Source organism: Phytopseudomonas straminea (assembly GCF_900112645.1).
GTDB lineage: Bacteria > Pseudomonadota > Gammaproteobacteria > Pseudomonadales > Pseudomonadaceae > Aquipseudomonas > Aquipseudomonas straminea.
Genome location: NZ_FOMO01000004.1, coordinates 99193 through 121186, shown reverse-complemented (window position 1 = coordinate 121186; position 21994 = coordinate 99193). Strand labels below are relative to the sequence as shown.

Sequence of the window (21994 nt, the reverse complement as noted above, 5' to 3'; positions counted from 1 at the left end):
TTGAACCCAGCCCTGCAGCCCGGTAAGATGCGTGCACTTTTCACCGCATAAACCTTCAGGACGGCCCCGCCATGAGCATCAAATCGGACAAGTGGATTCGCCGCATGGCCCAGGAACACGGCATGATCGAGCCTTACGTCGAGCGCCAGGTGCGCGGCGCGGACGACAGCCGGGTAATCTCCTACGGGGTTTCCAGCTACGGCTACGATGTGCGCTGCGCGGACGAATTCAAGGTGTTCACCAACATCCATTCGGCCATCGTCGACCCGAAGAATTTCGACGCCAAGAGTTTCGTCGATATCAAGAGCGACGTGTGCATCATTCCACCGAACTCCTTCGCCCTGGCGCGCACCGTGGAGTTCTTCCGCATTCCTCGCGACGTGCTGACCATCTGCCTGGGCAAGAGCACCTACGCGCGCTGCGGCATCATCGTCAACGTCACGCCGCTGGAGCCGGAATGGGAAGGCCACGTGACCCTGGAATTCTCCAACACCACCAACCTGCCGGCGAAGATCTACGCCAACGAAGGCGTGGCGCAGATGCTGTTCCTGCAGTCGGACGAAGCGTGCGAAGTGTCCTACAAGGACCGCGGCGGCAAGTATCAGGGCCAGACTGGCGTCACTCTGCCAAAGGCCTGATGGTCGCTGCAGCGTGAAAGGAACCGGGCCCGGCCCGGTTTTTTTATGCCTGTTTTTTGCCCAGAAAACGCGCCGATACTGGACGCAGCGGTAAATCGCAGGCAAAAAAAATGGGCGCCTCATGCGCCCGGAGAAATCAATCGATGCGTAATTTCTGAGTAGCCATGGCCGGTGAAGTTCCCCGATATTTATAGGGCGAACTGTTTACTGACGACAGGTCTACATCTCTATCAGGGCACGCGCAGGCGTGCCACCACCTGCTGGAGACTCGCCATGAGCCAATGGATCATTACCTACAGCCGAGACGAAGCCGCCGAAGTCCTCAAGGTGAAATCGAAGGAAAGGCCCAGTCTGGAGCAGGCGGTCGCCTGGGTGCTCGAATGGGCACAAGAGAATCTCGAAGCTCTTGAGCCCAAGGAGCAACCCCACGAGGAGCAGACGCCGGCGGTGCGCCTGGAAGAGCGCTACGGCATCACCATCACCGGTATCGCCAAGGACTGATTTTTTACCTCCTCACGCCCGGGCGCGCTGCGCGTCGGCCGGCGCCGCAGCGCTACGCCGTTGCAGCGGTTCGACCTTACGCTGCTTTTCATGGAGAAAACTCAGTACCGCGTGGCGATAGGCGTTGTAGCGCGGATCATCGGCCAGGGCGATGCGGTCGCGGGGCCGCGGCAGATCGATGCTGAGGATCTCGCCAATGGTCGCCGATGGGCCGTTGGTCATCATCACGATGCGGTCGGAGAGCAGCACGGCTTCGTCGACGTCATGGGTGATCATCATCACCGTGTTATGCAGTTCGCTCTGGATGCGCATCACTTCGTCCTGCAGGTGCGCGCGGGTCAGGGCGTCCAGCGCGCCGAAGGGCTCGTCGAGCAGCAGCACCTTGGGTTCCATGGCCAGCGCACGGGCGATGCCGACACGTTGCTTCATGCCCCCGGAAATCTCGTTGGGCCGCTTGTGCAACGCGTGGCCCATGCTCACCAGCTCCAGATGATGCAGCGTCCAGTCACGGCGTTCGGCCTTGCTCTTGGTGCGCTTGAACACCTTGTCGACGGCCAGGGCGACGTTTTCCTGCACGGTCAGCCAGGGCAGCAGCGAGTGGTTCTGGAACACCAGGCTGCGATCCGGGCCAGGGCCACGTACCTCACGACCATCGAGAATCACCGCACCGCTGCTGGAGTCGGTCAGGCCGGCGACGATGTTGAGCACCGTCGACTTGCCACAGCCCGAGTGGCCGATGATGGAGATGTATTCGCCGCGCGCGACGTTGAGGTTGATCTGGTTCAGCACGTGGGAGGTGACGCCGTCACGCTCGAAGTACTTTTCCACATGCTCGATGCTCAGGTAGTGCTTGCTCATGTCTGTCTCCTCAGGCCGATGTGCCGCGGGTGATGCGATTGCCGACGAACAGCACCAGGCGGTCGAGCACGAAGCCGACCACGCCGACGTAGATCAGGGCGAGAATGATGTCGCTGATGCGCGAGGCGTTCCACGCATCCCAGATGAAGAAGCCGATACCCACGCCGCCGATCAGCATCTCGGCGGCGATGATCGCCAGCCACGACAGGCCCACACCGATGCGCAGCCCGGAGAAGATGTACGGCGCGGCGGCTGGCAGCATGATCTTGTGGAAGTACTCCACGCCGTTGAGGCGCAGCACCTTGGCGACGTTGCGGTAGTCCTCGGGAATGTTGCGGATGCCTACCGAGGTGTTGATGATGATCGGCCAGATGGCGGTGATGAAGATCACGAACAGCGCCGAAGGGTGGCTGTCCTTGAAACCGGCCAGTGACAGTGGCAGCCAGGCCAGTGGCGGCACGGTGCGCAGGATCTGGAACAGCGGATCGAGGCCGCGCATCGCCCAGGTAGACTGGCCGACCAGCACGCCGAGGGCTACGCCGACCACCACTGCCAGGGCATAGCCGTAAGCCACGCGCTCCAGGCTGGCGAGCAGTTGCCAGGCCATGCCGACATCGGTGCCGCCGTTGTCGTAGAACGGATTGACGATCAGCTCCCAGGTGTCTTCGATGACCTGGCTCGGCGGCGGCAAGGCGGCATTGGCGCCGCTGCACAAGAGTTGCCAGATGAGCATCAGTGCAGCGGTGATCACCAGCGGCGGCAGCACCGACTGCATCAGGGTTTTCGACAGACGTTTGAGCCAACTGGGGGCGACGACGCCGGCCGGCAGGGCCAGGGATTTGACGGGCGCATTCATGGCGTTTCTCCGGTTAGGCCTTGAGAGTCAGGCTGTCGAGATAGGCTTGCGGGTTTTGTGGGTTGAAGGTCTTGCCGTCGAAGAAGGTCTCGACGCCGCGGGATTTGCCTTGAGGAATCTGCTCGGCGGGCACGCCCAGCTCGGCCGCCGCCTGACGCCAGATGTCCTCGCGGTTGACCTGGTCTATCAGCGCCTGGCTGTCGAAATCCTTCGGCAGGTAGCCCCAACGCTTGTTTTCGGTGAGGAACCACAGGTCGTGGCTCTGGAACGGATAGGAGGCGAACTCGCTCCAGAAGCGCATCAGATGCGGGCTGTTTTGCACCACGCGGCCGTTGCCGTAATCGAAGTTGCCCTGCAGGCGCGCCAGCAGGTCCTTGGCAGGCGCGCCGATCCAGCGACGCTTGGCGCAGATTTCCGCGACTTGTTCCTTGTTCGCCGCCGCTTCGCAGAATATCTGCGCCTCCATCACCGCCTTGAGCAGGGCGCGGGTCGCGTTGGGGTTGGCGTTCACGTAGTCGGCGCGCAGCGACAGGGCCTTTTCCGGGTGGTTGGCCCACAGCTCGCCGGTGGTCACCGCGCTGTAGCCGATGTTCTGATTGATCAACTGGGCGTTCCATGGCTCGCCGACGCAGAAGGCGTCCATGCTGCCGACCTTCATGTTGGCGACCATCTGCGGTGGCGGGATGACCACGGTCGGCAAATCCTTGTTCGGCTCGATGCCGCCGGCGGCCAGCCAATAGCGCAGCCACAGGTCGTGGGTGCCGCCGGGGAAGGTCATCGCCGCGGCGATCTTCTGGCCCTTGGCCTGCTTGGCGGCGATCGCCTGTTTGAAGGCGCTGCCGTCGGTACCGAGTTTGAGGTCCTGGTATTCCTTGCTGATCGAGATGCCCTGGCCGTTGAGGTTCAGGCGCGCCAGCAGGACCATCGGCAGCGGCGTATTGTTGGTGGTGATCTTGCCGGCGGCCATCAGGTAAGGCATTGGCGTGAGGATGTGAGCGCCATCGATGCCGCCACTGCCGGCACCGAGTACCAGGTTGTCGCGGGTGGTGCCCCAGGAAGATTGCTTGAGCACCTCGACGTCGGTCATGCCGTGCTTGGCGAACAGCCCGAGCTCCTCGGCGACGAACAGCGGTGCGGCATCGGTGAGCGCGATGAAGCCGAGCTTGGCCTTGGTGGTTTCCAGGCCATCGGTTCCCGCCGCCCAGACCGCGCTGCTCAGGCCCGCCGGCAGTACGCTCATCAAGGCGCCGCCGCCGAGCAGCCCCATGGACTGCTTGAGGAAGGTGCGGCGTGGCAGGCCGGTTTTTTCGTCGCCGGCGCGTGGCGTGTCGTCCATCTCGTTCTCCCCAAAAAGCACGCATAAAAAAACGGCGTCACGCTCATGGCAGCGCTGGGCTGCATCGAGTGTGGACGCCGTTGTCCAGGAATTCGGATTGTGGAGGGGCAGAGCCTGCCCTCTCGCTTGGGATATAGCAGGTTGCATGCCAGCAGCGCCGGCGCCACGCCTTGCCGGCTTGCAATCGGCTCGCAGAGGTGGCGTTCGCGGAGTTAACTGGTTGAGTGGGAAGGCTTTTCAGTCGGTGCTGAGGCGCTTTGGCGAGCTGGCGTTTGAGGGGGCTGACTTGCGGTGCCGCACAGCTGCGGGGCGTCGGTCACCTGCGGTGCGCGGCACAGGTGCATGGGAGGGTGACCCTTAGCCTGCGGTTGAGCGAAGCGATACCCAGGATGGATTCCGAATTGGCGCTGGCTTTGTGGCGCAAACCCCTTCCCGGGCATCGCTACGCTCAGCGCCGGGCTACCAGGGCGCAGCGTATGCCCCACGGGCTACGGTTAAACGGGGCGTTACGCGGAGCCTGTTCAGATGCGCTTGCCCTTGTCGCTACGCGGCTTTTCCTGGGCCTTGCGCGCCGCAAAACTGAGCAAGCTCTGGGCGACGTCGACCAGGCGCATGCTGCGCTCCATGGCCGATTGACGCAGGCGGGCGTAGGCTGCGTCTTCGCTCAAGCCGTAGTCGGTCATCAACAGCTTCTTGGCGCGCTCGATCAGCTTGCGCTCGTTGAGGGTTTCGCGGGTTTCCTGCAGTTCGTCGCTGACCTGCTGCAGGCGCTGATTCTGCTCGTGCAGGAGGTCCAGTACCGAGCGGGCCAGGTGGTTGCCCACCGCGTCCTGGGGCGGGACGTCGAGGGTGCTGCTGTGCACGCTGAACAGCAGCGCCTGGTCGCTGCCGGCATCCATCTGCGCCACGCGGCCGAGCAGGGCGCGATGGTTGTCCAGGTCGGCATGGGCTTCGGCGATGCTGCGGCGGCAGCGTTCGAGCAGGCACTGGGTCAGGTGGCTTTCCACCTGTTTCATGGCGTCGATGCGCCTGGTGTTGAGGTCGAACCACAGCTCGCACAAACCCGGATCCACCTGGGCGATGGCCGAGGTGCGCTTGGCGACCCCGCGCAGGCTGATCACCTGGGCAACCGTGTCGGTGTCGAGAATCTGCTGCCACAGGGCATTGGCCTCGGCGTCGGCGAATTCGCCGAAGATGTCGACGCAGCGCTCCTGGCCTTCCTGCAGGTGCAGCAGGCGGGCCTGCAATTCATCGTCGAAATGCCCACGGGAAAACCCTTCGACGCCGGCTGCGCGTTCCTGGCCGGCGAGTTCCTTGCCCTGCATGAAGTTGAACAGCGCCACCAGCACGCGGGTGATGCTGGGGTCGGCAGCGGTGTCGGCCGCCTCGAAAACCACCGCCAGCAGCCCACCGATCAGGCGGGTGAAGGCCTGGGTCGCCTGCCTTGGGGACAACTGCCGCTCGCGGATGCGCCGACGCAGCCCGGGCAACTCTTCGAGGCCATGGAGCACGTAGGCGATGCGGTTGAACAGTCGGGCGCGGTCGGCGGCATTGGCCTGGGCGGTGTCCATGGATAGAAAACAATCGTGCACCTCGCGCTCTACGGCGGCAGAGCCTGCACTGTGCGCATCAAGTTGGTGCAGGTAGTGATCCGTCCGGTTGCCCAGGTAGACGTTCGAGTAGCCGCGCTCCTTCTGCAACTGGTGCACCAGTTGGCTGATCCGGGTGACCAGCTCGCAGGTGACGGACAGGCTCTCCAGGCCGTGCAGCTCGCAGCGGCGGGCGGCCAGCATGAAACGCAGGGTGGGGGGCATCTTGTGATCAGGCATGGGAACGTCTTGTTGGTCGCAGTGTTGAACCACAGCGGTGCAAATAACAGTCCAGTTCTGGCGCGGTGCAGCCAGGCGGGCAGGCAGCGATGCACTACAACGGGCCCCAGGGCGCCCCGAGGATGCAGCCGTGCTTATCGCTGTATTGATTTCAGGCGCTGTGCACCTGCAATTGTTCGGCGGCCAGGATGGTGGCGGCGCCGACTACGTCGCCGATCACCAGGATGGCCGGGCTTTTCAGCTCGAAGGCCTGGGCGTCGTTGGCCATCGCCAGCAAAGTGCTGCGGCATTCGCGCTGATCGGGCAGCGAAGCGTTTTCGATCATCGCCACGGCGGTGTGCGCGGCCATGCCGGCATCCAACAGGTGCTGGCGGGTGTCGGCCAGGGTGGCGATGCCCATGTACACCACCAATGTCGTACCACTGTGGGCCAGCGCCTGCCAATTGGGCGAGCTGCCGTCCTGAGTGTGGGCGGTGACCAGCGTCACCCCGCGGGCCACGCCGCGCAGGGTCAGGGAGATACCGCAACGCGTCGCTGCGGCGAGACCGGAGGTAATGCCATTGACGATCTCGCACTGCACGCCGCGCGCGGCCAGCCAATCGGCCTCTTCGCCGCCACGGCCGAAGATGCACGGGTCGCCGCCCTTGAGGCGTGCCACCACCTTGCCCTGGCGGGCATAGCGCAGCATCAGGCGGTGGATGAAGGCCTGGGGCGTCGAGCGGCAGCCGCCGCGCTTGCCGACGCGAATCACCCGGGCGCCGGGGCAGTGCTCCAGGACCTGCGGATTGACCAGGTCGTCGATCAGCACCACGTCGGCCAGACCGAGGGCGCGCACCGCCTTGAGGGTGAGCAGTTCCGGGTCGCCGGGGCCGGCGCCGATCAGCCATACGCTTGGGTTCATGACGGTAATCCTCATGGTTCGGGTCGACCTGATCTGCGTCAGGCTTCGAGGGTCTGTAGCGCCAGCAGGCGTTTGATTTCCGGGACGCAGGAGCCGCACTGCGTGCCGCAGCCAAGATTCTGTTTCAGTGCGTTGAGGTCGCAGCCGCGTTCGATGCCTTCGCGGATGGCTGCCTCGCTGACGTTCATGCAGGTGCACAGGGTTTTGCCGGTGCGGGTCGTGGTCTGCCCGGGCGGCGACTCCAGCGGTGCCAGCAGCCAGCGCCGCAGGGCGCGGCCGGTGTCATCGTCCAGCGAGGTCTGGTTCTGCCACAGTTCACGCAGCCAGTTGCGCGCGCGGGTTTCGCCGCTCAGGCAATAGCCGGTCAGGCGGCCTTCTTCGAGGCGTACCCGTTTGTGAATGGGAATGCAGCCCCTTTCATCGCGTGGGTCGTCGTAGCGCATCACCGGGCCATCGCTCAGGCCCAGGCACTCGTGCAACTGGTCGAGCAGGTCCGCCGCGGGAGCCTGATGATGGGCGGCGCGCAACACCAGCGCCGGCGTCTCGCGGCCGACCAGGCCGAAGCTGGCATGGGCGAAGCTTTCGCACAGCGGGCGCAGGGCCTCCAGGCGCTGCTGTACGTCACCTTCGATCAGCGCCTCGAGGGTCCAGGGCAGGTCAATGGCCTGCACCTCGATGCCGGCGTGCTTGAGCTCGGGTTGTTTGGACAGCGCATCGAATGCCGGCAAGGTCAGGGCGTTGATGCCCAGGCCCTTGAGAAAACGGTCGCCCCAATGCATGGGCAGGAATGCCTGGCCTGGTTGCAGGCTGGCATCGGTCTGCACCCGCACGACCAACGTGCCACGGCGGCTACGGACCTCAACCAGCGCGCCGTCCAGCAGCTGCCGCTGCGCCATGTCTTGGGGATGCAGGCCCAGTAGCGGTTCCTCGACATGGGCGAACAGTCGCGCAGCAGTACCGGTGCGGCTCATGCCGTGCCATTGATCGCGCAGCCGACCGGTATTGAGCGTCAGTGGATAGCGCTCGTCGCGGCGTTCCCTGGGCGGTTGATAGGCCTCGGCGATAAAGCGTGCACGGCCGCTGGCGCTCGTGAAGCGACCATCGCCGTAGAGGCGCGGCGTGCCGTGCTCGGCGTCTTCTGGAAACGGCCATTGCTGCGGACCACGGGCTTCCAGCAGGCCATAGCCGAGCCCGCTGAGGTCCAGGTCGCGCCGGCGGGTGAGCACCTTGTATTCCTCGAACAATTGCTCGGCGGTTTGGAAGGCGAAGTGGCCGGGCGCTACGCCAGGCAGCCTTGCTTCCAGGCGCCGGGCGAAGTCGCAGGTGATCGACCAATCCGCTCGCGCTTCGCCAGGTGCCGGCACGGCACGGCGCACGCGGCTGATGCGGCGCTCGGAGTTGGTCACCGTGCCTTCCTTCTCGCCCCAGCTGGTAGCGGGCAGCAGCAGGTCGGCGAAGCGGCAGGTTTCGGTGGTAGCGAAGGCCTCCTGCACCACCACGAACGGGCAGTCGCGCAGGGCCTGATGAATCTTGTGCTGGTCGGGCATCGACTGGGCCGGGTTGGTGCAGGCGATCCACAGCGCCTTGATCCTGCCGCTGCCGACGGCCTCGAACAGCTCGATGGCGCTGAGCCCCGGCGCTTCCGGCAACTGGTCGACGCCCCAGTAGGCGGCGACCTCGGCGCGGTGCTCGGGGTTGGCGACCTCGCGGTGGCCGGGCAGCAGGTTGGACAGGCTGCCGGTCTCCCGTCCGCCCATGGCATTGGGTTGGCCGGTCAGCGAGAAGGGGCCGCTGCCGACCTTGCCGATCTGCCCGGTGGCCAGATGCAGGTTGATGATCGCGGCATTCTTCGTGGTGCCGGCAGTGGATTGGTTGACGCCCATGCACCACAACGACAGAAAGCGCGGCGAGCGGCCGATCCAGTCGGCGCAGCGGCGCAGTTGCGCCTCGCTGATCGCGCACAGCTCGGTGACGCGCGCGGGTCCGTATTCGGCAACCAGGCTTTGCAGCGCCTCGAAGCCTTCGGTATGCGCTTCGATGAAGATGTGGTCGATCCGCCCTTGTTCCAGCAGCAGGTGCAACACGCCGTGCAGCAGCGCTACATCGCTACCAGGGGCGATGGCCAGGTGCAGATCGGCCAGCTCGCAAGTGTCGGTGCGCCGCGGGTCGACGACGATGACCTTCATCTGCGTGTTACCGGCCTTGGCGGCTTCCAGGCGACGAAACAGGATCGGGTGGGCATAGGCCATGTTGCTGCCGATGATCAGCAGGGTGTCGGCTTCTTCGATGTCTTCGTAGGAGCAGGGCGGCGCGTCGGCGCCCAGGCTGCGCTTGTAGCCGACCACCGCCGAGGACATGCACAGGCGCGAGTTGCTGTCGATGTTGTTGGTACCGACCAGGGCGCGGGCCAGCTTGTTGAAGGCGTAGTAGTCCTCGGTCAGCAACTGCCCGGAAATGTAGAAGGCGACGCTGTCCGGGCCGTGCTCGCGGATGGTCTCGGCGAATCGCTCGGCGGCGTGATCCAGGGCGCTGTCCCAGTCCGTGCGAGTGCGGCCCAGGCCTTTGACGAGGCGCAGCTCGGGGTACAAGGCGCGGGCGGCGAGGTCGCCGGTCAGGTGCAGCGAAGCGCCCTTGCTGCACAGCTTGCCGAAGTTGGCCGGGTGCGCCGGGTCGCCGGCAACGCCGAGAATGCGCTCGCCGTCGTGCTCGATCAGCACGCCGCAGCCGACGCCGCAGTAGCAGCAGGTCGAGGCGGTGGTCTGTGTGGCGCGGTCGTTCATCAGGCTGCTCCCTGCAAGAGCAGCGGTTCGGCAGTCACGGTCGGTGCCTGGCTTGCTGCGGCCGCTTCGCCGAACATCAGCTGGTCGCGGATGGCGGCCACATTGCGGCCTTCGCGGATCAGTTGCAGGTACCAGGCGCCATCAGCGGTATCGCCGTACAGGCAGGCACCGACCAGCACGTCGTTCTTCAGCACCAGCTTGCGGTAGCTGCCGGTAGTCGGGTCGTCCAGGGTGATGCTCTGGGTACCCGGGTCACCGGCGAAATCCCCGGCGGAAAACAGCTCAATGCCGGTGACCTTGAGCTTGGTGGAGGTCAGCGAGCCAAGGTAGCGACGATAGCCCTGCATGGCCAGGTGGCTGGCGCACACGCGGGCCTGCTCGAACAACGGCGCCACCAGGCCGTAGGCGACGCCGCGGTGGCTGACGCATTCGCCCACCGCGTAGACGCGTGGGTCGAAGCTCTGCAGGGTGTCGTCGACCAGGATGCCGCGTGCGCACGGCAGGCCGGCGCGCTGGGCCAGTTCGATATTGGGACGAATGCCGGCGGCCATCACCACCAGGTCGGCCGGCAGGCTCTGGCCATCGCTGAAGCGTACTGTACTGACCCGGCCGGTGGCGCCTCCGATCAGCTCGCTGGTCTGTTTACCGAGGGCGAAGTGCAGGCCGCGGCGTTCCAGCGCGGCTTGCAGCAGGCGCCCGGCACGCTCGTCGAGCTGGCGCTCCAGCAGGGTCGCGCCATTATGCACCACGCTGACCTCCATGCCGCGCAGCTTGAGGCCGTGGGCCGCTTCCAGGCCCAGCAGGCCGCCGCCGATCACCACCGCTCGGCGGTGCCGGCTGGCGCTGTCGAGCATAAGGCGGGTGTCGGCGATGTCGCGGTAGCCGATTACGCCGTCCAGCGTGTTGCCGGGGATCGGCAGCATGAACGGCCGCGAGCCGGTGGCGATCAGCAGGCGGTCGTACGCGGCGCGGCTGCCGTCATCAGCGATCACCTGGCGGCGGACGCGGTCGATCTCCAGCACCTTGCGACCCAGGCGCAGCCCGATGCCGTGGTCGGCGTACCAGGCGAGGTCGTTGAGCACGATGTCGTCGAAGGTCTGCTCACCGGCCAGTACCGGCGAGAGCAGGATGCGGTTGTAGTTGGGGTGCGGCTCGGCGCCGAACACGGTGATGTCGTAGAGATCGGGGGCGATCTTCAGCAGCTCTTCGAGCGTGCGCACGCCGGCCATACCGTTGCCGATCATCACCAGTTTCAAGCGTTTCATCCGCGACCTCCGTTGAGCTGACCCGGGCCAACGTGGGGCCGAAAAAAAGGCGTCCTGCACCGTGAGTGCAAGGACGCCTTTGTCCGGTCCCGATTCGCTTCGGGGCGTGTACCGATGGCCGGCACGCGCTATGTCTGGAAGATCCAGAGCAGAGACTGTGCCAACTCGTCAGAGCCCGCCGGAACGGGCCATTCGTGAAGCGCTGCTCTAATCGAAGCAGCACCTGCTGACTTTTATTGGTGCGCGGCGCACCGCTGCTGTGCGTCAGGGCGTCAGCAGCAGGCGTTTGCTGCCGTAGGTCTTCTCCAGGTTCTGCTGCAGCATCGGGAAGCTCACGTACTGGGCGCGACGCCAGGCGTCGATGCCGTCGGCATAGTGCGGGCTGGCCGGGTTGCCCGACTGCCCGGTGCTGTTGAGGCCGATCATCGGCTCCTCGCGGCCGAAGTCGACGATCATGCGCATGCTGGGGATCAGCCAGGTATCGAAATCCTGGCCCCAGTTGTAGGCCGAGACGTTCAGGGTGCTGTGGTCGCCACCGGCGGGGTAGGGGCCGCGGTCCAGATAGCCCTTGAGCGAGGCGATGCTGGCGCGCTGGCCGGCGCTCAGGTACGGCGCCATCTGCGTGCTGCCGCTGCGCCACTCGTAGGTGTGTAGCTTGCCCCACTGCCAGGCACTGCGGTCGGCGCCCAGGCGCTGTTCGAGCAGCTCGATGCTGGCCGCCAGGCTGCGCGCCAGGATCGCCGGTTTGTCTTCCTTCTGCGCGGTACGCACGTCATCCCAGAACGGGCTGTCGTCGCGGCCGAGCAGGTGGTCGGCCTGGGCCGAGTAGGACAGGTTGGCGGTGCCCACCAGCGCCTGCCAGGCCGGCGAGGTTTCCGAGCCCAGTTCGTCGAGGAAGATTTCCCGGGCGCTCTGCTGCAGGAAGGCGCCATAGATGGCGGCATCGGCCGAGGTGGCCGAGAGCTTGCCGTCGAAGGCCATCAGCCGGCTAAAGGCTTCGCGGGCCTTGCCGCGCTGTGGCTCGGGCAGGCGGTCGATGGCCTGGCGCAGCGGACCGGCCATGTGCGGGGCTTCGAACATGCCCTGCAGCTTGGCCACGAAAGGCGAGGTCTGGTCGTACTGCATGGCGATCATGCTTTGCGTGTCATGACGGCCGCTGCCGGCCAGCTGGGCGATGCGCTCATAGCGCTCCGGCCCGTACCAGGAATTGGACAGCTGCATGCCGTAGCCGCGCGGCACGCTGCGCTGGTTGGCGCTACCAAGCCAACCCTGCTGCGGGTCCTGATCGTAAGGGTGGAGCATCGGGTCGGCGAAACCGTCCCATTCGTAGCGGCTGTCCCAACCCGGCGAGGGCACCAGGCCCTGACCTTCGCGGCGGTTGGGGAAGCGCCCGGTGACCTGCCAGCCGATATGTTCGGCATCGGCGAATACCAGGTTCAGCGGCATGGCGCGGATTTCCCGGGTCGCCTCGAAGGCCTGCTCGACCGACTGGGCGCGGGACAGATCGAAGAAGGCGTCCAGGCTGGCGTCGTTCTCGAACTGCGCGGTCTGTAGCGCCAGGCCATAGCCGCTCTGGATCTGCAGGGGTTGCATGGGGTGCTTACGCTCGCCCAGCACGCTGTTGAGCAGCGGGCCGTGGCGGGTCTCGTAGATAGCTTCGCGGATCGGTTTCTGGCCCTTGATGAAGAAGGTTTCCTGGCGCTGCACGGCTGGCTGCCATTTGCCGTCGGCGAGGTACAGCAGGCGGTTGCCTTCGCGCTTGACCTGCTCGAGGAACAGGTCCTGGTTGTCGCCCATGACCATGGTCATGCCCCAGGCGAGCTTGCCGTTGAAGCCGGCGACCACCGCGGGAATGCCCGCGACCGTGACACCCGAGGCCTGGAATTTCGGCGCGCGGATCTGCACGAAGCTCCATACCGAAGGCAGCTCGATCGGCAGATGCATGTCGTTGGCCAAGAGGCTCTTGCCGCTGCGGCTGCGCGACGGGCCGATGGCCCAGTTGTTCGAGGCGGCGACGCCGAGCATGTGCTGTTCGGACACCTGGGCGGCGGCGCTCTTCACCGCCTGCAGGCCGGGGATGCTGCCGCCCAGGTTCAGGCCCTTGAGCTTGTCGGCCTCCTCGAACGGCAGCGGCTCGTCCGGGTAGGTCGGCAGCAGCCAGGCGAGTTTGTCGGCGCCGACCTTCTGGGTCAGGCTCAGGGCGGCGATTTCTTCCTGCAGGTTCACCGACAGGCCGAAGTTGAGCAGGCAGAACACCAGCACCGAGTCTTCCGGCTTCCAGTACGGCGGGCGATAGCCGGCTTCGGCCAGATCCATCGGCAGCTTGTCGCGATAACGGAACAGGTAGGCGTTGACACCGCGGGCGTAGACCTCGAAAAACGCCTTCATGCGTGGCGAGGCATTCTTGTAGAGCACCTCGGCGCTCTTCTTGAGGTTCACCGCGCGCATGAACCGGTCCATTTCCAGGGCGCCGGGGCCGGCCATTTCCGCCAGACGCCCCTCGGCCATCAGGCGCAGGCTGACCATCTGGCTGAGGCGATCGCTGGCATGCACGTAACCCAGGGTGAACAGGGCGTCGTGGAAAGTGTGGGTCTCGATCAGCGGCATGCCGAGCGGGTTATGGCGCACCGAAGCGGTCTGCGCCAGGCCCTGCACGCGAAAGGAGCCCTGATCGGGTGCCACGCTGCTGCGATAACGGCTGTCGAGCAGGGATTGGCAACCGCTCAGCGCGACCATGCCGGTGACGAGGCCGGCGAGGCTCAGGGTGGCGAGAGGGCGGAAAGCGCGCGGCAGCATGCGGCGGACTCCTGAAGGATAGAGAGGGTGGTGGGCGGGCGCCCGGGCGCGAAGGCGCTAAAGGTAGAGAGCCCCATGGCGCCTGGCAAGTGGCGCGAGAGGCGATGCGACGTGGGTTTATGGCCGGGCGGCCAGTCCTGTGTCTAGCAGCCAGCGTGCCGCCTCGTGAGCCTGCTGCTGGTGGGCCTCGGTCAGCTCGGAAAAACGCGCCTCGTGCTGGCGACGTTCGATGCGGCTCAGGGCCTGCCAGTCGGCGTGGGTCGGCACATGGGCGGTGGCGTCGTACAGGCGTTGGAATACCTGGGCTTGGGGCATGAGGCTCAGCTGGCTATCGTAATTGTCGAGCAGCACCTTGATGCGGATGGCGCCTTCGATCAGCGGCAGCTGGCCGTCGAGCAGAGAGCTCGCCAGCACACGAAGATCATCATGCAGGCGCTGGCGTTGCGCGAGGCGCACTTGCGCCTGCTGATGCTGCCTGGCCCAGACCTGGCGCCAGAGGTGAGCCGCGTACAAGGCGAGTGCGCCGACGATCAGTACCGCAAGCAGAATCAGGAGGCGATCAAGCCCCATGGCACTTCTTGAATTTCTTCTCGCTGCCGCATGGGCAGGGATCATTGCGGCCAACGTCCTTCAGGGAATTGCGCACTGGCTCCTGAGGCGCGTGGTTGCAGTGCGGGCCGTGCACGTGGCCGTGGTGGCCATGATCATGGTCGTGATCGTGGTTGCAGTCAGGGCCATGGACGTGGGGTTGCTGGGTCATGCGGGTCACTCCGGAAGATAATCGCCGGGAATTATCTCGCCATTGCGCGCCATGTGCACGCGGCGGCCGAAGAATAATCCGGTTTTCACCTGGCCTTGCAGGCGGTAGCGAATCGGCTCATTGGGGTTCTCCAGCAGCTTGACCACTTGGCGTACGTGGCGCCACAGGTTGGTGCGCACTGGCACGTCGAACTCCAGATGACCATTGGCCGGTACGGTGAACCAGACCTCCGATTCGCCATCGGCGAGCAGCACGTCGTTCAGGTGCACCACGTATTCGAGGCCACGTACCGGAAGGCTGACGTCATTGGGATTGTCGATGCGAAAGCGCAGCATGAAGCGCTGTTCGAGCAGCTTGGCCTTGACCACATTGACGTCGACGAGGCGTACGTCCGGATCCTTGAAGCTGTCCGAGAACCAGGTCGAGCAGCCGCTGAGTGCCGCGCCCATACCCAGGAATACCATTAGGCTAAGAATTCTTATCATTTGCGCCCGAGAAAACATTTCATACTCCGTTCGAGGCCTCAGTGTAACAAGAGACGGCGTTACTGCCCTAATGCTGTCGCGCGTGATTGGCCGTGAGGAAAATGCCGACTGTCACTCGTGTGTGCGCAAAAAGCTGCGTCATACTGGCCTGCATGCATTTAGGTTTTATTGCCGTGGCCGAAATGGCGCGGCGAGCTGACAAGAAGGAAGGGATGATGGCGCGATACGAAATCGCATTTTCCGGTGAACTGGTGCCCGGCGCTCAGCTGGAAGCGGTTCAGGCGAACTTGGCAAAGCTGTTCCAGGCCGACGCCCAGCGAATCGCCCAACTGTTTTCCGGGCGCCGCGTGGTGATCAAAAACAATCTGGACGAAGCCTCCGCGGAAAAGTACCGCAGCACGCTGGAGCGTGCTGGCGCTCGGGTCGAGGTGGTCGATACCGAAGCGCAGGTCATCGAGGAAATCGAGCTGGCGCCGCCACCGCCGCCACCGCCGCCACCGCCGCCACCGCCGGCTGCTCCGGTCAGCCAGACCTCGGCGCAACCCACTAGCCGCCTGGTCGTCGCGCCGCGGGATGAGTATATGGCCGCGTTTGCGGACGTGGACGCACCGGATTTCGGTGTGGCCGCCCTAGGCGCCGATCTGCAGGATGGCAAGGCCGAGGTGGCAGCGCCGAATCTGGATCTCTCCGCATTCAGCCTGGCGCCGGTAGGCAGCGACATGGGCCAGGCCAAGGCGGCACCGGCCACGCCTGCGCCGGATACCTCGCACCTCAAGCTACTGTGAGATCCGCCGCTACAGATAGGTCGCGCAGCACTTCTTGAATTTCTGGCCGCTGGCGCAGGGGCATGGATCGTTGCGACCCGCCTGCAAACCCACGGTCGGGTCGATGAAATACCAGCGGCCGCCGTTCTGCACGAAGGCCGAGCGTTCGCGATGGCTGTGCTCGCCATCGGCATCGTGCCAGCGTGCCACGAAGGTCACTCGCGCATGTTCGGGCTGGCCGCCGAGCAATTCCGAGTGCTCAACCTCCAGGCCCAGCCAGGTGCTCTGCAGGCTCCAGGCGCGAATGCCGTCCACGTCCAGCTTTGCCTGTTGCGCCGGCAGCGAGGTCGCCACCAGATAATCCACATTGCCCAGCACGTAGGCGCTGTAACGAGAGCGCATCAGGCTTTGCGCACAAGGCGCAGCGGCGCCCTCGTGATAACGCCCGCAGCAATCGGCGAGCGAGTCGCCGCTACCGCACGGGCAGCCACTTGAAGTCGCGTCGGGTTTCATGCTTACCACCAGTACTTGCCAAAATTCTCCGGGTTGGCCCAAAACTTGGCGTTCAGCCAGTCGGGCGCCTGTTTGTATTCAAGCAGGTCATAGGTGAACAGACTCAGGACCTGCTCGTCGCGTGCGAAGCGTTCACTGACCTGCAGCGCCAGCGCGTAGAAGTCGGTGTCCTGCCAGCGGCAGGCCGATAGGTCGACCAGCACCGCCATGCGGCTGGCATTGAGGTTGCGGATACCACCGAGCAATTGCAGGCCGTCCCGGCGCGGCAGGTGTTCCAGGCAGTCCACTACTACCGCTAGGTCGAAACGCTGGCTTGCCAGGTCACTATCAAGATTGCCGGGGACTGCGTGAGCGACAAAAGTGTGCGGATGCGCCTGCTGAAAAGCATTTATTGCGGGTTGTTCGCTGGCACTCACCAAAAGCAGCCTGGCGGGCGCATAGCGTTGTAGTAGAGCGGCCAACGATTGTTGGGGGGTACGGGGGGATGTGATCTGAGTCATCAGAAACCTCGAAGCGATCACGACAGACTACCGCGCATGCTCACATTCAACTAGAACTGTTCGGCCGACAGTGATGTCGTAGTGCTGTCTGGCAGATTTAAAAGCGGGCGTCTTTAATCCAGAGTGTCGGTTTTTGCGCCGATTCCCATTAGGAGACTTGCATATGAGTATTACAAGGAAAGCGGTACCCCTGATCATTGCGTCCACCTTTCTGACGGGCTGCGCTGGCGTCCAGAAATCCGACTGGCCGACCTGTGCTGCCGTGGGCGGCGTGGGTGGCGCGGCTCTGGGTGCTATCGAAAGCTCGGCCTGGGCGGGTGGTGGTGCCGTTGTCGGCGCCGGCATGGCAGCAGCTTATTGCTGGGTTCATGGTGCTGACGATCAGCAAGTGGCAGTGGTAGAAGAAACCGTAATGGTCGAGGAACCTGTCGCACCAGAGCCGGTTGCCGAAGCCGTACGTGTAGAGCTGGACGTCAAGTTCGATTTCGACAAGGCGCAAGTCAAGTCGGAAAGCATGGGCGACATCCAGAGCCTGGCTGATTTCATGAAGCAATACCCGCAAACCACCACCGTGGTTGAAGGCCATACCGACTCCGTTGGTACCGACGCCTACAACCAGAAACTGTCCGAGCGCCGTGCTAATGCCGTGCGTGAAGTGCTGGTCAACCAGTACGGTGTGGGCGGTACCCGCGTGAACGCAGTCGGCTACGGTGAAAGCCGTCCGGTTGCCGACAACGCTACCGAAGAAGGCCGTGCGATCAACCGTCGTGTGGAAGCGGAAGTCGAAGCCCGGCCATAAGCCTGACTCGATCTTCGTGAGCATCCTGGCCGGCCCTCGGGTCGGTCAGGAGTAGGGTGTTACGCAATGGACACCGTTTTTGGTTTGACCCTCTATTTCCCAGCCCGTAAACGCAGTAATGTGCCGCACATAACGAGTGGGGTGGGGCGGGCAATGAAAACTATCACGAGGCTGGGCAAACTGCTGGCGACACTGTTCTGGTGCGTCGTGCTGGCCAATCTAATCTCCCCGTTCGCGCAACCCTTCGCGCAGCTGCTGAACGTAGCCGGCATGGCCATGCTGGGCCTGCATCTGGCCGAATTGGCACTGTTCAAGGCCGAGCTCGGTACGCAGCCGCAGCTGACCATCGAGCGAGCCAAGGTTCTGGCCTTCGGCATCTTTCATATCTGGTCGCTGCCAAGTGCTGTGGCTGAGGTAAAGGCTGAGCCTGAGTCCGCGCCGGAAACAATGGCGACTCCAGCGTCGGCGAGTGTCGAGGAGGCCGTCCCATGCGCAAGCTGATCCTGGCGGCGGCCTTGTGCTGCCCGCTGGCTGCGATGGCTGCGGCCGTCATCGAAGTCGATTCCAACCACATGACCCGTCTGCCTGCCCATGGCAGCGTGCTACAGCTCGACCGCGTGGCCATTGCCGAGCGCGGTACGCTGCTGATTCCCGCCGGGGTCAGCGAGTTGCATATCGGTGAGCTGTATCTGGGCCACGATGCGCAGATCGCTGTCGCGCCTTCAACCGAACGTCTGCTGCTGGATATCGGCACCGGCGACATCGCCGCCGGTGCACAGATCAATGCACCGGGTGCGCCTGGTACTGCGCAGCGGGCCGCGCTGCCTGGGCGCACGCTGGTCATCCGCATGAAATCGGTAACCACCGAGCCCTGGGTACTCGACGCTCGTGGTGGTCGTGGTGCAGCGGGTTACGCTGGCCTGGACGGCGCCGATGGCAAGCCTGGCGGCTGCGCCTGGGGTCAGGCCAGCGGAGGCTATGACGGTCAGGATGGCAGCGATGGTCATCCAGGGGCGTCCGGTGGCCAGATTCGTCTGGAAGTACCCAGCGACTTTCCGGTCGAGCATCTACAGGCGCGCCTGGATGGCGGAGCAGGCGGGCTTGCCGGCACGGCAGGCAATGCCGGCAGCGGCGGTGCGAGCAAGGGCTGCTGGATCTACAGCACCAGCGCCGGCCTCGATGGCCGTTCTGGTGTACCCGGCCGGCCTGGCGAGGCCGGTCAGGCGGGGCGGCTGGACATAGTACGCTTCTGAATGAAAAAGGGCCTGTAGAGGCCCTTCTTTATTAGTGCTTCAAGCTGCCGTCAGAGGCTGGGGCGCGCTGCTGCGAGCGATACCACGCTTAGACCAAGCAGCAGATTGAAGGCGACCAGCCGGCGGATACGGCCCAGCCCCGCACCGGCTGCCGGCCAGTCCTGCGCTTCCACCGCGCGGCGCATGGCCGGCAGTTGCAGCGCCTGAATGCGTAGGAACAGCGCCAGCATCGCCAGGTACAGGCCGATCATTACGTGAACGTAACGCGGCGCACCATCGAAACCGCTGAAGCCCATGTGCAGCATGCCCACGCCGGTGATCGGCAGCGCCACGACGGCGATCCACACCCACACGAAGAAGCGGCGAAACACCTCAAGCCACAAGGTAAGGCGCTCCGGCACCTGCAGAGTGCCGGCGGCCGGGCGCAGCACCATCCACGCGAAGAACATGCCGCCAACCCAGATCAGCGCCGCCAACAGGTGCAAGGTGTACAGAGGGGAATAAGGTGGCATTCAGGCGCTCCGGTATTTCAACTGATCACCTCGGGACGCCGTTTGGCCATCCAGGTTGTTCAAGGCGCGGCTGCGCCTCACGTTGATCGATTTCAGAAGTCGGGCCCGGCGGCTTGCAAGTCGTGCGCTTCATCGGGAGCAGGCAAGCGAGTCAGCACGCAGGCGATAGGCGCGTTATGATAGCGGCCGTTTTCGAATACTGAAAATATATCCAGCCTTTTCGTAGTCAAGATCCTTAATGCTCAGCACCGAACTCAAGGCCCAGATTCAGGGCGCCTACACCCGTTTTCTCGAAGCCAAGGGCCTCAAGCCTCGCTATGGGCAGCGCCTGATGATCGCCGAGGTGGCCAAGGTGCTGGGTACCATCAAGACCGACGATGAAGGGCGTCGCCTCGGTGACCCGGCCGTGGTGGCCGTCGAGGCCGGCACCGGTACCGGCAAGACCGTGGCCTACTGCATGGCTGCCATCCCCACCGCTAAAGCGGCGGGCAAACGCCTGGTGCTGGCCACCGCCACCGTGGCGCTGCAGGAGCAGATCGTGCACAAGGATCTGCCCGACCTGATGCGCAACAGCGGCCTGAATTTCAGCTTCGCCCTGGCCAAGGGCCGAGGCCGCTATCTGTGTCTGTCCAAGCTCGACGTGTTGCTGCAGGAAGGCCAGGCGCAGAGCTCCACGGCGCAGTTGTTCGAGGAAGAAGGCTTTCGCATCGATGTCGATGAGGAAGGCCAGAAGCTGTTCACCAGCATGATCGAGAAGCTTGCCGGCAACAAATGGGACGGCGACCGCGACAGCTGGCCCCAGGAACTGGAAGACAGCCGTTGGGCGCAATTGACCACCGATCATAGCCAGTGCACCGGCCGCCACTGCCCGAATTTCGGACAATGCACCTTCTACAAGGCCCGCGAAGGCATGGGCAAGGTCGACGTGATCGTCACCAACCACGATATGGTGCTGGCCGATCTCGCCCTCGGTGGCGGCGCGGTGCTGCCTGACCCGCGCGACACCCTGTACGTTTTCGACGAAGGCCATCACCTGCCGGACAAAGCCATCGGCCATTTCGCCCACTTCACCCGGCTGCGTTCCACGGCCGATTGGCTGGAGCAGATCGCCAAGAACCTCACCAAGCTCCTGGCCCAGCACCCGCTGCCCGGTGATCTCGGGCGGCTGATCGAGCAGGTGCCGGAGCTGGCCCGCGAGCTCAAGACCCATCAGCAATTCATGTTCAGCGCTTGCGAGCAGGTGGCCGACTTCAAGCCTGGCGAGGACATGGAAGGGCGTGAGCGCCCGCGTCACCGTTTCGTCGGCGGCGTGGTGCCCGAGCACTTGATCGAGCTGGGCCTGGAATTGAAGAAGGGCTTTTCCAAGCTCAACGACCTGTTTACCGGGGTGACCGAGAAGCTCAAGGAGGCCATGGACGGCGAGACCAGCATCGGTATCGCCAGCCATCAGGCCGAGGAGTGGTACCCGCTGTTCGGCAGTCTGCTGGCACGGGCCCAAGGCACCTGGGAGCTGTGGCTGGCGTTCACCAGCGAAGATCCCGAAGACAGCCCGCCCATGGCGCGCTGGCTGACCCTGGCCGAGAGCGGCGCGCTGTTTGACATCGAAGTCAACGCCAGCCCGATCCTTGCCGCCGAAACCCTGCGCCGCAACCTGTGGAGCGTCGCCTATGGCGCGCTGGTCACCTCGGCCACGCTGACCGCACTGGGCACCTTCGACCGTTACCGCATGCGCGCCGGCCTGCCCAAGGTAGCGGCCACTGCAGTGGTGCCAAGCCCGTTCCACCACGCGGACGCCGGGGTGCTGCGGGTGCCGGATCTCAAGGCCGATCCGCGCAACGCCGCCGAGCACACCGCGGCAATCATCCGCGAGCTGCCCGATCTGGTGCAGGGCTCGCGCGGCACGCTGGTGCTGTTCTCCTCGCGCCGGCAGATGCAGGACGTGTTCGACGGCCTGGAGCGCGACTGGCGCAAGCGCGTATTCATCCAGGGCAACCTGTCCAAGCAGGAAACCATCAACAAGCACAAGGCGCGGGTCGACAGCGGCGAGGAGAGCGTGTTGTTCGGCCTGGCCAGTTTCGCTGAGGGCGTCGACCTGCCGGGCGCATACTGCGAGCACGTGGTGATCGCCAAGATTCCCTTTGCCGTGCCGGACGACCCGGTCGAGGCCGCGCTGGCCGAATGGATCGAAGCGCGTGGTGGCAACCCGTTCATGGAAATCGCCGTGCCCGATGCTTCGCTGCGCCTGGTGCAAGCCTGCGGGCGCCTGCTGCGTACCGAGGCGGACCGCGGCACCATTACGCTGCTGGATCGCCGCGTGGTGACCCAGCGCTATGGCAAGGCGATTCTCAATGCGCTTCCGCCGTTCCGGCGGGAAATCAGCTAGGGTCTGTTCCCGCTTCACGCACGGCCGCGCCGGATCCAGTTTTTGCGCGAGGCAAGGCACGAGGTGCGAAGTTTGGCAGGCCAAATGAGCCATCGAGTAACGCCGCATCGCGCAAAAATTGGCCCGGCCTTGTGGGTTGCGCCTAGCCGGAGGCCATTTCTCGCGGCAACGCGGCTCGCGCTGAAGCGGGAACAGACCCTCGTCTCCCGCCGCGCCCCCCTCGACGAAAAAAAACGCTCCGCAAGTCAGTCATCGGACATGCGGG

Annotated in this window: 21 protein-coding genes; 7 read left to right on the top strand and 14 right to left on the bottom strand. The window is 64.6% G+C overall.

What is annotated here, in order from left to right; all coding sequences use genetic code 11:
• Positions 1-71: 71 nt before the first annotated feature.
• Positions 72-638: a dCTP deaminase gene (dcd, locus tag BM279_RS11070; protein ID WP_013792448.1), complete on the top strand. Its 567-nt coding sequence runs from the start codon at positions 72-74 to the stop codon at positions 636-638.
• Positions 639-911: 273 nt separating this feature from the next.
• Positions 912-1139, top strand: a complete 228-nt coding sequence (locus BM279_RS11065) for a hypothetical protein (RefSeq protein WP_093503701.1) — start codon at positions 912-914, stop codon at positions 1137-1139.
• Between the two features lie 12 nt (positions 1140-1151).
• Here the strand turns inward: BM279_RS11065 and BM279_RS11060 are convergent, their stop codons facing one another.
• From BM279_RS11060 to BM279_RS11010, 11 genes are all read right to left on the bottom strand, one after another.
• The gene (locus BM279_RS11060; RefSeq protein WP_093503699.1) at positions 1152-1997 is read right to left on the bottom strand and encodes an ABC transporter ATP-binding protein; all 846 of its coding nucleotides are present in this window, start codon (positions 1995-1997) and stop codon (positions 1152-1154) included.
• A 10-nt stretch (positions 1998-2007) separates the two neighbouring features.
• The gene (ntrB, locus tag BM279_RS11055) at positions 2008-2853 is read right to left on the bottom strand and encodes a nitrate ABC transporter permease (protein ID WP_093503697.1); all 846 of its coding nucleotides are present in this window, start codon (positions 2851-2853) and stop codon (positions 2008-2010) included.
• Between the two features lie 13 nt (positions 2854-2866).
• Positions 2867-4189, bottom strand: a complete 1323-nt coding sequence (locus BM279_RS11050; RefSeq protein WP_093503695.1) for a CmpA/NrtA family ABC transporter substrate-binding protein — start codon at positions 4187-4189, stop codon at positions 2867-2869.
• Positions 4190-4710: 521 nt separating this feature from the next.
• Positions 4711-6018: a nitrate regulatory protein gene (locus BM279_RS11045; protein WP_093503693.1), complete on the bottom strand. Its 1308-nt coding sequence runs from the start codon at positions 6016-6018 to the stop codon at positions 4711-4713.
• Positions 6019-6169: 151 nt separating this feature from the next.
• On the bottom strand, positions 6170-6919 hold the full coding sequence (gene cobA, locus BM279_RS11040; protein ID WP_093503691.1) for a uroporphyrinogen-III C-methyltransferase: 750 nt from the start codon (positions 6917-6919) through the stop codon (positions 6170-6172).
• A gap of 38 nt (positions 6920-6957) precedes the next feature.
• Positions 6958-9699, bottom strand: coding sequence for a nitrate reductase (locus BM279_RS11035; protein ID WP_093503689.1), 2742 nt, complete (start codon positions 9697-9699; stop codon positions 6958-6960).
• Positions 9699-10964, bottom strand: coding sequence for an NAD(P)/FAD-dependent oxidoreductase (locus BM279_RS11030; RefSeq protein ID WP_093503687.1), 1266 nt, complete (start codon positions 10962-10964; stop codon positions 9699-9701). Before BM279_RS11030 ends, BM279_RS11035 begins: the two co-directional genes overlap by 1 nt.
• A 264-nt stretch (positions 10965-11228) precedes the next feature.
• Positions 11229-13700 (bottom strand): penicillin acylase family protein, encoded by a 2472-nt coding sequence (locus tag BM279_RS11025; protein ID WP_425272683.1) that lies wholly within the window; start codon positions 13698-13700, stop codon positions 11229-11231.
• 177 nt (positions 13701-13877) lie between these two features.
• The gene (locus tag BM279_RS11020; RefSeq protein ID WP_093503682.1) at positions 13878-14330 is read right to left on the bottom strand and encodes a DUF2489 domain-containing protein; all 453 of its coding nucleotides are present in this window, start codon (positions 14328-14330) and stop codon (positions 13878-13880) included.
• The gene (locus BM279_RS11015; RefSeq protein WP_093503680.1) at positions 14320-14520 is read right to left on the bottom strand and encodes an SEC-C metal-binding domain-containing protein; all 201 of its coding nucleotides are present in this window, start codon (positions 14518-14520) and stop codon (positions 14320-14322) included. Before BM279_RS11015 ends, BM279_RS11020 begins: the two co-directional genes overlap by 11 nt.
• A 5-nt stretch (positions 14521-14525) precedes the next feature.
• Positions 14526-15023, bottom strand: coding sequence for an LEA/WHy family protein (locus tag BM279_RS11010; protein WP_093503678.1), 498 nt, complete (start codon positions 15021-15023; stop codon positions 14526-14528).
• 197 nt (positions 15024-15220) lie between these two features.
• Here BM279_RS11010 and BM279_RS11005 point away from each other — a divergent pair, with 197 nt between their 5' ends.
• On the top strand, positions 15221-15790 hold the full coding sequence (locus BM279_RS11005) for a hypothetical protein (protein WP_093503676.1): 570 nt from the start codon (positions 15221-15223) through the stop codon (positions 15788-15790).
• A 9-nt stretch (positions 15791-15799) separates the two neighbouring features.
• On the opposite strand, the gene BM279_RS11000 is transcribed toward BM279_RS11005, so the two are convergent.
• Entirely contained in the window at positions 15800-16282 is a 483-nt protein-coding gene (locus tag BM279_RS11000) for a YchJ family protein (RefSeq protein ID WP_093503674.1), read from the bottom strand.
• A 2-nt stretch (positions 16283-16284) separates the two neighbouring features.
• Positions 16285-16782, bottom strand: coding sequence for a DUF6231 family protein (locus BM279_RS10995; protein WP_093503672.1), 498 nt, complete (start codon positions 16780-16782; stop codon positions 16285-16287).
• Between the two features lie 163 nt (positions 16783-16945).
• Between BM279_RS10995 and BM279_RS23745 the strand changes: the two genes are divergently transcribed.
• The 3 genes from BM279_RS23745 to BM279_RS10980 all read left to right on the top strand — a co-directional run bounded on the left by BM279_RS23745 (position 16946) and on the right by BM279_RS10980 (position 18834).
• Complete coding sequence (locus BM279_RS23745) at positions 16946-17581, top strand: OmpA family protein (RefSeq protein ID WP_093503670.1); 636 nt, start codon at positions 16946-16948, stop codon at positions 17579-17581.
• A 66-nt stretch (positions 17582-17647) separates the two neighbouring features.
• The gene (locus tag BM279_RS10985; protein WP_244154156.1) at positions 17648-18082 is read left to right on the top strand and encodes a DUF1145 domain-containing protein; all 435 of its coding nucleotides are present in this window, start codon (positions 17648-17650) and stop codon (positions 18080-18082) included.
• Positions 18070-18834 carry a hypothetical protein gene (locus BM279_RS10980; protein ID WP_093503666.1) on the top strand — a complete coding sequence of 255 codons (765 nt, stop codon included), beginning with the start codon at positions 18070-18072 and terminating at the stop codon, positions 18832-18834. The genes BM279_RS10985 and BM279_RS10980 overlap by 13 nt, the downstream gene beginning before the upstream one ends.
• Positions 18835-18884: 50 nt before the next feature.
• Here the strand turns inward: BM279_RS10980 and BM279_RS10975 are convergent, their stop codons facing one another.
• Entirely contained in the window at positions 18885-19346 is a 462-nt protein-coding gene (locus tag BM279_RS10975; RefSeq protein WP_093503664.1) for a CopD family protein, read from the bottom strand.
• 238 nt (positions 19347-19584) lie between these two features.
• On the opposite strand from BM279_RS10975, the gene dinG reads away from it, so the two are divergent.
• Positions 19585-21729, top strand: a complete 2145-nt coding sequence (gene dinG, locus BM279_RS10970) for an ATP-dependent DNA helicase DinG (protein ID WP_093503662.1) — start codon at positions 19585-19587, stop codon at positions 21727-21729.
• Positions 21730-21994: the final 265 nt, after the last annotated feature.

Coding starts and splice junctions, on each gene's coding strand:
- BM279_RS10975 (WP_093503664.1), bottom strand. CDS start 19,346: ATGCCACCTTATTCCCCTCTGTACACCTTGCACCTGTTGGCGGCGCTG.
- BM279_RS11030 (WP_093503687.1), bottom strand. CDS start 10,964: ATGAAACGCTTGAAACTGGTGATGATCGGCAACGGTATGGCCGGCGTG.
- BM279_RS10995 (WP_093503672.1), bottom strand. CDS start 16,782: ATGACTCAGATCACATCCCCCCGTACCCCCCAACAATCGTTGGCCGCT.
- BM279_RS11000 (WP_093503674.1), bottom strand. CDS start 16,282: ATGAAACCCGACGCGACTTCAAGTGGCTGCCCGTGCGGTAGCGGCGAC.
- BM279_RS11015 (WP_093503680.1), bottom strand. CDS start 14,520: ATGACCCAGCAACCCCACGTCCATGGCCCTGACTGCAACCACGATCAC.
- BM279_RS11065 (WP_093503701.1), top strand. CDS start 912: ATGAGCCAATGGATCATTACCTACAGCCGAGACGAAGCCGCCGAAGTC.
- BM279_RS23745 (WP_093503670.1), top strand. CDS start 16,946: ATGAGTATTACAAGGAAAGCGGTACCCCTGATCATTGCGTCCACCTTT.
- dcd (WP_013792448.1), top strand. CDS start 72: ATGAGCATCAAATCGGACAAGTGGATTCGCCGCATGGCCCAGGAACAC.
- BM279_RS11010 (WP_093503678.1), bottom strand. CDS start 15,023: ATGTTTTCTCGGGCGCAAATGATAAGAATTCTTAGCCTAATGGTATTC.
- BM279_RS11025 (WP_425272683.1), bottom strand. CDS start 13,700: ATGGTCGCGCTGAGCGGTTGCCAATCCCTGCTCGACAGCCGTTATCGC.
- BM279_RS11045 (WP_093503693.1), bottom strand. CDS start 6,018: ATGCCTGATCACAAGATGCCCCCCACCCTGCGTTTCATGCTGGCCGCC.
- dinG (WP_093503662.1), top strand. CDS start 19,585: ATGCTCAGCACCGAACTCAAGGCCCAGATTCAGGGCGCCTACACCCGT.
- BM279_RS11050 (WP_093503695.1), bottom strand. CDS start 4,189: ATGGACGACACGCCACGCGCCGGCGACGAAAAAACCGGCCTGCCACGC.
- BM279_RS11035 (WP_093503689.1), bottom strand. CDS start 9,699: ATGAACGACCGCGCCACACAGACCACCGCCTCGACCTGCTGCTACTGC.
- BM279_RS10980 (WP_093503666.1), top strand. CDS start 18,070: ATGCGCAAGCTGATCCTGGCGGCGGCCTTGTGCTGCCCGCTGGCTGCG.
- ntrB (WP_093503697.1), bottom strand. CDS start 2,853: ATGAATGCGCCCGTCAAATCCCTGGCCCTGCCGGCCGGCGTCGTCGCC.
- BM279_RS11060 (WP_093503699.1), bottom strand. CDS start 1,997: ATGAGCAAGCACTACCTGAGCATCGAGCATGTGGAAAAGTACTTCGAG.
- BM279_RS11020 (WP_093503682.1), bottom strand. CDS start 14,330: ATGGGGCTTGATCGCCTCCTGATTCTGCTTGCGGTACTGATCGTCGGC.
- BM279_RS11005 (WP_093503676.1), top strand. CDS start 15,221: ATGGCGCGATACGAAATCGCATTTTCCGGTGAACTGGTGCCCGGCGCT.
- cobA (WP_093503691.1), bottom strand. CDS start 6,919: ATGAACCCAAGCGTATGGCTGATCGGCGCCGGCCCCGGCGACCCGGAA.
- BM279_RS10985 (WP_244154156.1), top strand. CDS start 17,648: ATGGACACCGTTTTTGGTTTGACCCTCTATTTCCCAGCCCGTAAACGC.